Source organism: Mesorhizobium newzealandense (genome assembly GCF_042682145.1).
Taxonomy (GTDB): domain Bacteria; phylum Pseudomonadota; class Alphaproteobacteria; order Rhizobiales; family Rhizobiaceae; genus Mesorhizobium; species Mesorhizobium newzealandense.
This window is the reverse complement of record NZ_JBHUGZ010000007.1, coordinates 267,564-279,807: the sequence shown is the minus strand read 5'-3', so window position 1 is coordinate 279,807 and position 12,244 is coordinate 267,564. Positions and strand designations below refer to the sequence as shown.

Sequence of the window (12,244 nt, the reverse complement as noted above, 5' to 3'; positions counted from 1 at the left end):
CGGTATAGTGCAGTGCAATATCCCTTTGTGCAAGTGCGAGATTGCCACATGCAAAAAGGGGCCCATAGGCCCCTTCACGCATCAGGATCCGGTTGACGTCAGGCGGTGGCGGCAGCCACCGCGCGCTTTGCCATCACCGCGATCAGATTGGCGCGGTAGTCCGCCGAGGCGTGGATGTCGGTCATCAGATTCTTCGCCGGCACCTTCACGCCTTCGAGTGCCGAGGCGGCGAAATTCTTGGCCAATGCTGCCTCGATCTCCTTCGACCGGAAGACGCCGTCATCGCCGGCGCCAGTGACGGCAACGCTGACGCCATCCTTGCCCTTGGCCACGAACACGCCGACGATCGCATAGCGCGATGCCGGATTGCGGAATTTTTCATAGGCCGCCTTGGCCGGCGCCGTGAAGGTGACCGCGGTAACGATCTCGCCTTCCTTCAGCGACGTCTCGAACAGGCCCCTGAAGAACTTGTCGGCAGCGATCTGGCGCTTGTTGGTGACGATGGTGGCACCCAGTGCCAGCAGCGCCGCTGGATAGTCGGCCGCAGGATCGTTGTTGGCGATCGAGCCGCCGATCGTCCCCCGGTGGCGCACCGCCGGATCGCCGATCAGCGACGCCAGATGGGCAAGCGCCGGGCAGACTTTCTTCAGCTTCTCGTCACTGGCAACGTCAAAATGCGTGGTGGCGGCACCGATGGTGACCGTCTTGCCCGACACCTTGACCCCCTGCAACTCCTTGATCTTCGACAGGTCGACAAGGTCCGAGGGCGCGGCGAGCCGTGTCTTCATCGCCGGGATCAGCGTCATGCCGCCCGAGAGCAGCTTGGCGTCACCCGTCTTGACCAGCTTGGCGGCATCAGCGACCGAGGCGGCGCGGTGATAATTGACCGAATACATGCTCGTTCCTCCTCAGTGTTTCGTCGCCGCGCGGATTGCTGCCCACACGGTGGACGGCGATGCCGGCATGGCAAGATCGTTGCTGCCGATGGCGTCGGTGATGGCGTTGATCACCGCTGGCGGCGAGCCGATGGCACCGGCCTCGCCGCAGCCCTTGATGCCGAGCGGATTGCCCGGGCACGGCGTGTTCGAGGTCGAGACCTTGAACGACGGCAGGTCGCCGGCGCGCGGCATGGTGTAGTCCATGTAGCTGGCGGTCAGCAGCTGGCCGCTATTGTCGTAGTGGGCGCCTTCGAGCAGCGCCTGGCCGATGCCTTGTGCCAGTCCGCCATGCACCTGGCCTTCGACGATCATCGGGTTGATGATGTTGCCGAAATCATCGGCGGCGACGAACTGGATGATCTCGGTCATACCGGTTTCCGGGTCGACCTCGACCTCGCAGATGTAGCAGCCGGCCGGGAAGGTGAAGTTCGACGGATCGTAGAAGGCCGTCTCCTTCAGCCCGGGCTCCATGCCGCCCGGCAGATTGTGGGCGGTGTAGGCGGCGAGCGCCATCTGGAACCACGGCACGTTCTTGTCGGTGCCGGCCACTTTCAGTGCGCCGTTCTCGATGATGATGTCGCCTTCGTCGGCCTCGAGCAGGTGCGCGGCGATCTTCTTGGCCTTGGCCTCGACCTTGTCGAGCGCCTTGACGATGGCCGACATGCCGACCGCGCCGGAGCGCGAGCCATAGGTGCCCATGCCCATCTGCACCTTGTCGGTGTCGCCATGGACGATGGAGACGGAATCGAGCGGCACGCCGAAGCGCTCGTTGACCAGTTGCGCGAAGGTCGTTTCATGGCCCTGGCCGTGGCTGTGCGAGCCGGTCAGCACCTCGATCGTGCCGACGGCATTGACCCGCACTTCCGCCGATTCCCACAAGCCGACACCGGCGCCAAGACTGCCTACAGCCGCCGACGGGGCGATGCCGCAGGCCTCGATGTAGCAGCTCATGCCGATGCCGCGCAGCAGCCCCTTCTTGGCGGCGGCGGCCTTGCGCTTGGCAAAGCCGGCATAGTCCGACGCCTTCATCGCCGCGTCGAGCGAAGCGGCATAGTCGCCGGCGTCGTAGCACATGATGACCGGCGTCTGGTGCGGGAACGAGGTGATGAAGTTCTTGCGGCGCAACTCTGCGGGTGAGACGCCGAACTGGCGCGCGGCGGTCTCCATCATGCGTTCCATGACGAAGGTTGCTTCCGGCCGCCCTGCCCCGCGATAGGCATCGACGGGTGCGGTGTTGGTGTAGATCGCCTTCACATTGGCGTGGATGGCGGGGATGTTGTACTGGCCAGACAGCAGCGTCGCGTAGAGGTAGGTCGGCGTCGCCGACGAGAACAGCGACATGTAGGCGCCGAGATTGGCCTTGGTTTCGACCTTCAGGCCGAGGATCCTGTGATCGTTGTCGAAGGCCATTTCGGCGTGGGTGTGATGGTCGCGGCCATGCGCGTCGGTGAGAAAACTCTCGGTGCGGTCGGCCACCCATTTGACCGGCACGCCGGTCTTCTTCGACGCCCACAGGCAGACGATCTCTTCGGGATAGATGTAGATCTTCGAGCCGAATCCGCCGCCGACATCGGGCGCTATGACGCGCAGCTTGTTTTCCGGCGCGACGTTGTAGAAAGCGCTCATCACCAGCCGTGCGACATGCGGGTTCTGTGACGTCGTCCAGCAGGTGTAGTGGTCCTCGGCCTTGTCGTAATGGCCAAGAGCCGCGCGCGGCTCCATGGCGTTGGGCACCAGGCGATTGTTGACGATATCCATCTTGACGACATGGGCCGCCTTCTTGAACGCCGCCGCCGTCTCGTCGGCGTTGCCGATATCCCAGTCGAAGATCAAATTGTTGTCGGCCTCGGGGTGGACCTGCGGCGCGCCCTTGTCCATCGCCTTCGAGGCATCGACGACGGCCTTCAGCTCCTTGTAGGTGATCTCGACCGCCTCGGCGGCATCGCGCGCCTGGCCCTTGGTCTCGGCCACCACGACCACGACGGCATCGCCGACATAACGGACCCGGTCGAAAGCGAGTGGCGACCACGCGCCCATCTTCATCGGCGAGCCATCCTTGGAATGGATCATCCAGCCGCAGATGAGGTTGCCGATGCCGTCGGCCTTGAGTTCCTTGCCGGTCAGCACGCCGATGACGCCGGGCATGGCTTGAGCTTTTTTGACGTCGATCTTCTTGATCTGCGCATGCGCGTGCGGGCTGCGCACGAAGGCCGCGTGCTTCATGCCGGGAACCACCATGTCGTCGACATAACGGCCAGCGCCGGTGATGAATCTTTTGTCTTCCTTGCGCGCGACCCGAGCGCCGACACCTTCAATGCCCATCAGAAATTCCTCCCGAAAATTTTAGGGGAGTAGGTGAGTAGGGCAGTAAGGCAGTAGGGAAACTGGCTGTTGGTTCCCTACTGCCTTGCGGCCTTACTGCCCTACTGCCTTGTCTATCTCACGCAGCCTGTTTCGCTTTGCTCTTCGACCCCTTGGACATCGTCTTCGATGCGGCAAGGATCGCCTTGACGATGTTGTGGTAGCCGGTGCAGCGGCAGATATTGCCTTCGAGCTCGGCGCGCACCGTTGCCTCGTCGAGGCCTTCGGGGTGGCGGTTGATCATGTCGGTCGCCGTCATGATCATGCCCGGCGTGCAGAAGCCGCACTGCAGCCCGTGATGTTCCTTGAAGGCGGCCTGCACCGGATGCAGATCGGCGCCATTGGCCAGGCCCTCGATCGTCACCACGGTCGAGCCCGAGGCCTGCACCGCGAGCATCGTGCAGGATTTGACCGCCTTGCCGTCGACATGGACGACGCAGGCACCGCATTGCGAGGTGTCGCAACCGACATGCGTTCCGGTAAGACCGAGATTCTCCCGCAGGAAGTGAACCAGAAGTGTTCGGTCCTCGGCAGCGCCGCTGACCCGCTTTCCGTTCACCATCAACGAAACGTCCGACATAGTCCCTCCCTGGGTATCAACCTTGGTCATCACGCTGCCGACGCGGTGTTGGCGCTTCGGCCACGCGTTAGTCGTACACCGCACAACGGACAAAAAACAGCACGTCTAAAACTCGGCACATTGTACTTTCGGTCATGGCCGAGCCCAAACGTGCGGGCCCTGTCGCCCCATTGCCAAACCATGGATTGAGGGCAACAATGTTTTCCGACGCCCGCGCGCCAGTCGCGCACAAAAACAGTCGCGCATAAAACAGCGTCGGAGGAAATGCGGAGAACGCCGCTGGCCAGTTCACGGACGCGCTATGCATGCGGCCTGTCGGCGCTCACCACGGACGAGCCCGACATGGACGCGTTCGCCACGGCGATCGCGCTGGAAGCCGCGGCAATCGACGCCGGCTTTGCCCTGCTGTTTTTTTCCCAGAGCCTGGTCGAGGCCGACGCCCTTTCCCGGGCGCTCATGACCCACGCGCCGGCGCTCCACCACGCGGGCTGCTCGACCGCCGGCGAAATCACGCCGCAGGGCCTCGAGGACGGCCACGTGCTCGCCATGCTGCTACCGTCCGCCGCGTTCACCGCGGTCAGCGTGATGGTCGACAACCTGTCCTCGTCGGGCATGGACAGGATCACCAGCGAGGTCGAGGCTTTGCGGCGGTCGCTGCGCGGGCCCCTGGGCTATGATCGCACCAAAGGCACGTTCGCGCTTTGCTTCATCGACGGGCTTTCCTATGCCGAGGAAGCGGTGAGTTCGGCTATCCACTGGGGCCTCGACGACATACCGCTGCTCGGCGGCTCGGCCGGCGATGATTTGAAATTCGAGACGACGCGCCTGATCTGGAACGGCAAGGTCACTTCCGACAGCGCCATCATCGTGCTGGTCGCCACCGAAATTCCCTTCCATGTCTTCAAGACCGACAATTTCGTTCCCACCGATGAAAAGCTGGTGGTCACGGCGTCCGATCCCGATCACCGCATCGTGCGCGAGTTCAACGCCACCAATGCGGCGGAGGAATATGCCGCTTCCGTCGGCATCGTCCCGCAGACGCTGACGCCGCTGAGTTTTGCCTCGCATCCGGTGGTGGTGAAGGTGGGAGGCGAATATTACTGCCGGTCGATCCAGAAGATGCACCCCGACGGCTCGCTGTCGTTCTTCTGCGCCATAGACGACGGCGTCGTGCTGTCGATAGCCCAGCCCAAGGACATGGTCGAATCGACGCGCGCCGCCCTCCGGGACGTCGAGGAGCGGCTCGGCGGCATCGACATGATCCTCGGCTTCGACTGCGTGCTGCGCCGGCTGGACGCGCGCAACCGCCAGGTCTTTCGCGACATCTCGGAGCTCTACCGGGTCAACAATGTCATCGGCTTCGGCACCTATGGCGAACAGTACCGGTCGATGCATTTGAACCAGACTTTTACCGGCATCGCCTTCGGCGAGCGACAGGCGGCCGAATAAGATGCCGCTCAGGGACATAAACGATCTCGAAAAGCTGAAGAAGATCAACGCCGCACTGGTCAGCCGCGTCGAGCGGTCGATGGACCAGCAAGGTAATGCCTTCTCGCTGTTCCAGACCGCGATTTCGCTGGAAAATCGGGTGCGCACGCGCACCGAGGAACTGCACTCGACCTTGCGCCGGCTGGAACAATCCAACATCGACCTCAGCGCCGCCAAGGAAAACGCCGAACTGGCGAACCTGTCCAAGACCCGCTTCCTCGCCGCCGCCAGCCACGACGTGCTGCAGCCGCTGAACGCGGCCCACCTCTCGGTTTCGGCGCTGGCCGAAGTGCAGACCAGCGACGAAGGCCGGAAGCTGGTGCGGCAGGTCGAGCGCTCGCTGGAGACGATGGAAGACCTGCTGCACACCCTGCTCGACATCTCCAAGCTCGATGCCGGCGTGGTGCAGCCCGACATCGGCGACGTCAGCCTGGAGGCGCTGTTCTCGTCGCTGCGCTCGGATTTCCAGCCGGTGGCGGAACTGAAGGGACTGTCGCTGAAGTTTCGGCCGGTCAATGCCGTGGTGCGCTCCGACCGCACGCTGTTGCGCCGCATCCTGCAGAACATTCTCTCCAATGCGCTCGGCTATACCCGCTCCGGCGGCGTGCTGGTCGGCACCAGGCATCGCGGCGACACCATCCGCATCGATGTCGCCGACACCGGTTGCGGCATTCCCGACGACCAGCGCGAGGCAGTGTTCGAGGAATTCCATCGCGGCACCTCGTCGGCCAATGCCGAGCTGGACGGCGGCGGTCTTGGGCTCGGGCTCGCCATCGTGCGCCGCATGGCCAGCGCCCTCGGCCATCCCGTGACATTTTCATCGAAGGTCGGGCGCGGCACGATCTTCCACATCGATGTTCCGGTCGGCATCGGCGCCCCGGCCGACGCCATCGCCAACAGCGCCGACATGGAACGGCCGCGCGGCTACGGCCTGTTCGGCACCAAGGTGCTGCTGGTCGAGAACGATGCCGAGGTGCTGGAGGCCATGACCTTCCTGCTCGAACGCTGGCAATGCCTGGTGCGGGCCGCGACCTCGACCGACGATGCGTTGGACATGCTGGGCGACACCGACTGGGTGCCCGACATCGTCATCGCCGACCAGCATCTCGACGGCGGCGATCTCGGCACCGCCACCATCGCCGAGGTCCGCGACTACCTCGGCCGCGCCGTGCCGGCGCTGATCGTCACCGCCGACAGTTCCGAGGCCGTCGCCAAGGCGGCGCGCGCGGGCGGCATCGAACTGATGCGCAAGCCGCTGAAGCCGGCGCAACTGCGCGCCCTGTTGGCGCATTTGCTGGCTTAGGGACCGGCCTCGATGGAGCAGGAATGAGCCGTCAGAACTTCATAGTCCGTGCGGTGGCAGATAACTGGCATGGCAATTTGTCGAATGACGAAGAGTTTCATCTCCCTTCCATCGAAGCAATTTCCGACCTGATTGGGTTGCTCAATGCAAACGACAGAACGATCATATCTCTTTCCGGCCGCAACGGCTCATCTCTAACGATTGGCGGCGGAAGCGATCAGTACATTGTCTTTGCTTCGACACCAGATGAGAATCTGTGGAACTTAACCTCGGAAAGAATTGAAACAGAAAAAAACATCGTTTTGAAAATTGGCGGTCAGGAAGGTGACTTCTCGCCCCGCGAGGTGGTCGATAGAAAGACCGTGGACGACGCCGTGCGATCCTTCTTTGTAGATGGAAGATTGCAGCCTTCAAGTCGCTGGGAAAAGCCGGCCTAGTCGGGCCGAGCCGCTCCGGGGAGCTGCGACATGGTGTGGTGGCTGCTCGCCATAAAGGCATGGAGGGAATGATCAATAATATTCACGTCGTGTCTGTCGACGCCCAAGGCCGAGAGCATCGGTCGGCCGGTGGGCAGCGAAGCCTTTCTGGACCGCATTGCCGGGCAATTCGGAAAAGCCATGAAACCGGGGAAACCAGGCAGGCGGCGGAACGAAAATAGTGCACTGTCACCGTAATTACATATGCAGGAAATCCATAGGTGGAGCCCTCCCGTGGTCAAATCGTATTCAGAATCTGACGTGAAAATAATAACGGGCGCGCTAGGGCATATAGCCAGCAATCCAAGGATGCATATCGGAGATAAGTACGTTCCAGAGAATCTCATTGCAAGATTCGTGGGCGATTTGATGCTGGCCGGATCTAATACTATAGCAATTGAAAAAAAATAATGGGTGGTGGAAAGTGTCGTCCAACGTAGATTGGCTTCAGACGGAAGATGGAGAAATATCTTATGACGAGTTCTACTCACTTGTTCCGATAAAAGGAGCAAAATTGTTTAGAGATAAGGCAGGCGTTATACTTAATGCTTTCTCGACCGCCTTGGTTACAGTTGGGATCGACGGAGTAAAGGTGATAAATGGCAGTTACGAGAGCGGAGATCTTGCGCTAGATGATAACTATATTAAAGATGTTGTCGGTAGAGAGATGTTTGTAAAGCTGCCGTCCGAAATTTTCATACCCCAGGCCTGACTGATCTGTCGAATGTGCACTTCGGTGACAGTGCACTTTTTACCGGGCTCATCCGGCCGACCCTCACCCCGCTCCGCTTCGCGGAGCGACCCTCCCCGCAAGGGGGCGGGCAAAAAAACCTCAAAACCCCGTCTGATCCCGAAACAATTCCGCATTGTCCAGCTTCGACACCTCGATCACCGCTTGCGTGCGGCTGTAGACATTGAGCTTGCGCAGGATTTCCGACACGTGCGCCTTGACCGTGGTTTCGCCGACCTGCAGTTCGTAGGCGATCTGCTTGTTGAGCAGGCCCTGGCGCAGCATCTGCAGCACGCGCAGCTGTTGCGGCGTCATCGTCATTCTCAGTGGTGAAATGAGATGAATAATCGAGAAGAAGAGTTAATATTAAGTCTATCCTTAGATAAGATAAGCAAAGACGAATTCGTAAAGGATTACCCTGCGGACGTTCAGGCTGACAAGAATTACGTTTGCCAACAGCTAGAACTGGCATAAACGGCGATAACGTTGAGCTAATATTATTACTTGGATTCAACTTTGGCTTCGACAAAAACTGTTCCGCCGTATTATCTAAAATTCTACCCGACGACTGGCACCATAGCCACGAAGATATCGTAACTATACTTGGGAACATGAAAGACAACGGAGTAACTAGCGCTATATATCAGGCGGCGATTTCCAAATATGAATATCTGTCGTATAACAATTTTGCAAATCTTGGAGTAAAATGCTGTATATCGCTGTACATAATCAATACACCCGAATCGAAAGAGAAACTTTCCATGCTTCGACAATCAAATGATAACATTATAGCAGATAAAGCAAGTTGTCTTTTGGGCATTTTGGAAAGATAACCGTCATCTTGTATGTGGGAGACTATACGGTAATTCAATGGGAAGCAGGAAGATTCCTTTCTCAATATTCCCGAGCTCGACAAGACAATGGATATCGTGAACCATCGCCGCGATAGATGCGATTGATAAGGCTGACCTACGAACCCGTCGAACTGGGCAAATGGAGCGTACTAAAGTGAAATGAGTACGCAGGAAGAACGGTCGTAGTGCGCCTGCGTCATCTCTTTGCGCCGCTGGGATTGGCTTAAAAAAGACGGCAAAAGACGCAGGCCACTATACAGCGATGTTTCCTGGCGCTGTCACCAAGGAATTGGCACAGGTGTGGAATGACCTCTTCAAATGATTTCTTGCGCGAGTTCGCACGACATCGCGGATCAAATCGCAATCCCCATTTTAGGATGATCATACCGTTTGACTTTTACGACGGCCTAGAAACGGGAGTTGCATTGATTTCGTCTGGCGGAGCCGTCAGAATTTGGTCTCTTGGTGACTCCCGATCGCGCCTTTTTCGCGCCCTGGGGCTGGCGCCCATTGGTGGAAATTGGTTGGAGACCGAATGGATTTCGAAGCAATCGGATACAGAGCACGGCTCTTTTTTGGAACCCGACAACAGTGAAGCCCTCCTGAAATTAGAGGCGGACGTCATGGCGGCGCAAGCGACCGGTTATTTTGTTGGACTTGGCTCACCCTATTTGAATTGTATCGAAATAGTGGAGGTAGACGAAGATGAACTTAATATTTTACAGCAGGACGGCCCTTGCGTTGAAAATTTTCGGCGGATTCATAGCCTTTTGAAGCAGTCCCGCTGACTCCCAATTGAGTGTATAGTACCGGAATGACTAATAATATTCTTGGCTATCTGGGAAAGCCTGCGGCATCGCTTTTGACGTCGCCACCGTTTAATTCCTGGGAATTCAAAAGAACTGTTGATGATGACCTTCCCGAGATTCGCATTGATTACGTTTCTGTGCGCAATAAATTTTCTATCACCTGCGACAGAGATGAAAAAATAGACACCATATTTATAGAGTCCGAGAAGTTGGGGCGAGTTTTCCTTGGTATAGCCTTTTCATTTAGTCGCAACGATGTGCTGAATATCCTTGGTTCGCCCTCGAAAAGCGGCGAAGCACGGAGGGATCCCTTTTTGGGCGAGTATGGCCCTTGGGACCGATTTGACGAGGCGCATCATTCAATACATGTGTCATATCAAGCCCACGCAGATCGGATAAGGATGGTAACGCTGATGCGCTCCGACGTGGTGCCGTGAATAGCCGAGGGCTGAATTACGGTACGGAACTACGTGACAGTGCACTTCTTGCCATGCTTGCCCGGCCTCGTAATTCGCAATTCAAGAAAATAATGCACTGTCACCGCAATTCGATAGATGCGGTTGATAAGGCTGACCCTACGAACCCGTCGAACTGGGCAAATGGAGCCTACTGAGGGAAATGAGTACGCAGGAAGAACGGTCAAGCGAAGAAGATGCCCGTGCATACAGAGAAATCCGAGCGCTGATCGATAAATGGAAAAATCTTGGCCATAAAACGTATCCAGACGGAACTGAGTGGATCGGCCATACGCCTGATCGAGCGCCTGAATCATATTTGCATCAGCTTTATGCTCCACTTGGTGCTATCGGAATTAGGCAGCTGGAGTTTGAAGTTTCAAGTCGAATTCCTGATAATTTCTGTTGTTTTCTCACGCTTCACAACGGGATAAGTTTGTTTGCAAATTTTATAAACGTATATGGACTGAGAGGTAGCTGGTCACGTACAAATTTAGTGGAGGCTGGTCAACAACCCTTCTCCATACTGGTACCGAATATAAGGAGACGACCGAGCAATGCACCGGACGATGTGATTTTTATTGGCTCCCTCAGAAAGAATAGAGAGTTAATTGGCATGAATCCGGACGGGAGGGTCTTTCACTGGGCGAGCAGTGATCCTCTGTCCGGTTCGATCAAATCCTACTCAAGCGTGTTCACCCTCCTGCTGGAAGAAGCCAACGAGGTTGCGGCCCTATTCGACCCAGATGGGCGTAGACGCGATTTCTCATGGCTGATGAATTCCGGCGGCATGGCACCCTTGATGTTCATACACCAGGCTTCTTACGCAGATCGCATGCATCGCCTTGCTAACATTGTCGTCCCTGCTGCCCCGCTCGCGGAGATGTAATAACATGCGATTCAAAAATGAGACGGATAATTATTTTACTGAGAGTCTAGAACGGTTTGACGTAAATTTCGAAATTATCCAGGGTGCCAATTTTGATAGCATGTACTTGGATTTAAAAAATCGATTTGGAAAGCTATTCTCACTTAAGCCGATTTCGGCTCGAGATGTGGAAGGAATTCCCTGCTTTGCGTATAGAACCCAAGGCGCGCCATTTTTTACCGCTTTCTATGCGGTGTATAAAAAGCTAATCGGAGGCCCCTTGTATGTATTAACTGAAATACGCGGCGAACCTTCGGACCCAGATACGATATTTAAGCTTTCAAGCTCGGCTGGACTAGCAGCATCTCATGGTTATCTAGGAGGAGTTGACCATATATGCTTCACGTCTGATTTTTTGTTTACGACGATTAGGGATCAAAATGACATAATTATCGGCTACGGCAAGGCGATTGAATGTGTAAGAGAGTTTCGAGATGAATACCCGGAATTTGTCGTGTGATTGTTGTAGCTCGGCAAACAGTGCGCTTTTGCCATGCTCACCTGACCATCGCTGCGGGCGAGCTCAAAACCCTGCCTGATCGCGAAACAATTCCGCATTGTCCAGCTTCGACACCTCGATCACCGCTTGCGTCCTGCTATAAACATTGAGCTTGCGCAGGATTTCCGACACGTGCGCCTTGACCGTGGTTTCGCCGACCTGCAGTTCGTAGGCGATCTGCTTGTTGAGCAGGCCCTGGCGCAGCATCTGCAGCACGCGCAGCTGTTGCGGCGTCAGCGTCGATAGGCGCTGCACCATGTCGGCGCGGTCGATGCTGTCGGCGTCCGGCGTGCGGCCTTCATAGGTTTCCGGCACATAGATCGCGCCTTCCATCACCGAGCGTATGGCGGCGGCGAGGTCGCTCTTGCGCGCCGATTTCGGAATGAAGCCGGCGGCACCATAGGACAGCGCCTCGGAAATGATTTTCGGCTCCTCATGGCCGGAGACGATGACCACCGGCAGGCGCGGATAGCGCGTCCGGAGCTGCAGCAAGCCTTCAAAGCCGTGCACGTCGGGCATGCTGAGGTCGAGGAGCGCGAGATCGAACGGCTTGGCGCCAGCCAGAAGGTCGAGCGCCTCGGTGATCGAGCGCGCCTCCACCGTGTCGACTTCCGGATAGGCCATCTGCACCGCGCTGTGCAGCGCCTCGCGAAACAGCGGGTGGTCGTCGATGATAAGGAACCGGGCGCGATCGTGGACTGCGGTCATGGGGTTCATTTCGGTTCAGGGGCGGTTGATGCATGTCGCCCAAAAGTGGCCCCGGTTTGGGTGAACGGCATGCATGAGACAAAGACCTAACGCGCGGCGCCTCAAATCCGTTCAA

Annotated in this window: 12 protein-coding genes and 1 pseudogene; 8 read left to right on the top strand and 5 right to left on the bottom strand. The window is 57.7% G+C overall.

Going from position 1 to position 12,244, the window contains the following annotated elements:
- Nucleotides 1-98: 98 nt before the first annotated feature.
- The 3 genes from ACFSOZ_RS10135 to ACFSOZ_RS10125 form a co-directional block, all read right to left on the bottom strand.
- On the bottom strand, nucleotides 99-896 hold the full coding sequence (locus ACFSOZ_RS10135; RefSeq protein WP_379096785.1) for an FAD binding domain-containing protein: 798 nt from the start codon (nucleotides 894-896) through the stop codon (nucleotides 99-101).
- Nucleotides 897-908: 12 nt separating this feature from the next.
- Nucleotides 909-3,260: a xanthine dehydrogenase family protein molybdopterin-binding subunit gene (locus ACFSOZ_RS10130; protein ID WP_379096782.1), complete on the bottom strand. Its 2,352-nt coding sequence runs from the start codon at nucleotides 3,258-3,260 to the stop codon at nucleotides 909-911.
- A 118-nt stretch (nucleotides 3,261-3,378) separates the two neighbouring features.
- Nucleotides 3,379-3,879: a (2Fe-2S)-binding protein gene (locus ACFSOZ_RS10125; protein WP_379096779.1), complete on the bottom strand. Its 501-nt coding sequence runs from the start codon at nucleotides 3,877-3,879 to the stop codon at nucleotides 3,379-3,381.
- A gap of 264 nt (nucleotides 3,880-4,143) precedes the next feature.
- Between ACFSOZ_RS10125 and ACFSOZ_RS10120 the strand changes: the two genes are divergently transcribed.
- The 4 genes from ACFSOZ_RS10120 (at nucleotide 4,144) to ACFSOZ_RS10105 (ending at nucleotide 7,858) form a co-directional block, all read left to right on the top strand.
- Nucleotides 4,144-5,328, top strand: coding sequence for an FIST N-terminal domain-containing protein (locus tag ACFSOZ_RS10120; RefSeq protein WP_379096776.1), 1,185 nt, complete (start codon nucleotides 4,144-4,146; stop codon nucleotides 5,326-5,328).
- Nucleotide 5,329: 1 nt separating this feature from the next.
- Nucleotides 5,330-6,670, top strand: a complete 1,341-nt coding sequence (locus ACFSOZ_RS10115; RefSeq protein ID WP_379096773.1) for a hybrid sensor histidine kinase/response regulator — start codon at nucleotides 5,330-5,332, stop codon at nucleotides 6,668-6,670.
- 23 nt (nucleotides 6,671-6,693) lie between these two features.
- Complete coding sequence (locus ACFSOZ_RS10110; protein ID WP_379096770.1) at nucleotides 6,694-7,107, top strand: hypothetical protein; 414 nt, start codon at nucleotides 6,694-6,696, stop codon at nucleotides 7,105-7,107.
- 463 nt (nucleotides 7,108-7,570) lie between these two features.
- Nucleotides 7,571-7,858, top strand: a complete 288-nt coding sequence (locus ACFSOZ_RS10105) for a hypothetical protein (RefSeq protein WP_379096767.1) — start codon at nucleotides 7,571-7,573, stop codon at nucleotides 7,856-7,858.
- Between the two features lie 120 nt (nucleotides 7,859-7,978).
- Here ACFSOZ_RS10105 and ACFSOZ_RS10100 read toward each other — a convergent pair.
- Nucleotides 7,979-8,191, bottom strand: a pseudogene (locus ACFSOZ_RS10100) (response regulator transcription factor); the annotation flags it as partial.
- Nucleotides 8,192-9,035: 844 nt separating this feature from the next.
- Between ACFSOZ_RS10100 and ACFSOZ_RS10095 the strand changes: the two are divergent.
- The 4 genes from ACFSOZ_RS10095 to ACFSOZ_RS10080 all read left to right on the top strand — a co-directional run bounded on the left by ACFSOZ_RS10095 (nucleotide 9,036) and on the right by ACFSOZ_RS10080 (nucleotide 11,382).
- On the top strand, nucleotides 9,036-9,518 hold the full coding sequence (locus ACFSOZ_RS10095; RefSeq protein WP_379096764.1) for a hypothetical protein: 483 nt from the start codon (nucleotides 9,036-9,038) through the stop codon (nucleotides 9,516-9,518).
- Between the two features lie 26 nt (nucleotides 9,519-9,544).
- The gene (locus tag ACFSOZ_RS10090; protein ID WP_379096761.1) at nucleotides 9,545-9,976 is read left to right on the top strand and encodes a hypothetical protein; all 432 of its coding nucleotides are present in this window, start codon (nucleotides 9,545-9,547) and stop codon (nucleotides 9,974-9,976) included.
- A gap of 181 nt (nucleotides 9,977-10,157) precedes the next feature.
- Nucleotides 10,158-10,883, top strand: a complete 726-nt coding sequence (locus ACFSOZ_RS10085) for a hypothetical protein (protein WP_379096758.1) — start codon at nucleotides 10,158-10,160, stop codon at nucleotides 10,881-10,883.
- A 4-nt stretch (nucleotides 10,884-10,887) separates the two neighbouring features.
- Complete coding sequence (locus ACFSOZ_RS10080; protein ID WP_379096755.1) at nucleotides 10,888-11,382, top strand: hypothetical protein; 495 nt, start codon at nucleotides 10,888-10,890, stop codon at nucleotides 11,380-11,382.
- Nucleotides 11,383-11,445: 63 nt separating this feature from the next.
- On the opposite strand, the gene ACFSOZ_RS10075 is transcribed toward ACFSOZ_RS10080, so the two are convergent.
- Nucleotides 11,446-12,129, bottom strand: a complete 684-nt coding sequence (locus tag ACFSOZ_RS10075; RefSeq protein ID WP_379096752.1) for a response regulator — start codon at nucleotides 12,127-12,129, stop codon at nucleotides 11,446-11,448.
- Nucleotides 12,130-12,244 lie beyond the last annotated feature (115 nt).

Coding starts and splice junctions, on each gene's coding strand:
- ACFSOZ_RS10135 (WP_379096785.1), bottom strand. CDS start 896: ATGTATTCGGTCAATTATCACCGCGCCGCCTCGGTCGCTGATGCCGCC.
- ACFSOZ_RS10130 (WP_379096782.1), bottom strand. CDS start 3,260: ATGGGCATTGAAGGTGTCGGCGCTCGGGTCGCGCGCAAGGAAGACAAA.
- ACFSOZ_RS10125 (WP_379096779.1), bottom strand. CDS start 3,879: ATGTCGGACGTTTCGTTGATGGTGAACGGAAAGCGGGTCAGCGGCGCT.
- ACFSOZ_RS10120 (WP_379096776.1), top strand. CDS start 4,144: ATGCGGAGAACGCCGCTGGCCAGTTCACGGACGCGCTATGCATGCGGC.
- ACFSOZ_RS10115 (WP_379096773.1), top strand. CDS start 5,330: ATGCCGCTCAGGGACATAAACGATCTCGAAAAGCTGAAGAAGATCAAC.
- ACFSOZ_RS10110 (WP_379096770.1), top strand. CDS start 6,694: ATGAGCCGTCAGAACTTCATAGTCCGTGCGGTGGCAGATAACTGGCAT.
- ACFSOZ_RS10095 (WP_379096764.1), top strand. CDS start 9,036: ATGACCTCTTCAAATGATTTCTTGCGCGAGTTCGCACGACATCGCGGA.
- ACFSOZ_RS10090 (WP_379096761.1), top strand. CDS start 9,545: ATGACTAATAATATTCTTGGCTATCTGGGAAAGCCTGCGGCATCGCTT.
- ACFSOZ_RS10085 (WP_379096758.1), top strand. CDS start 10,158: ATGAGTACGCAGGAAGAACGGTCAAGCGAAGAAGATGCCCGTGCATAC.
- ACFSOZ_RS10080 (WP_379096755.1), top strand. CDS start 10,888: ATGCGATTCAAAAATGAGACGGATAATTATTTTACTGAGAGTCTAGAA.
- ACFSOZ_RS10075 (WP_379096752.1), bottom strand. CDS start 12,129: ATGACCGCAGTCCACGATCGCGCCCGGTTCCTTATCATCGACGACCAC.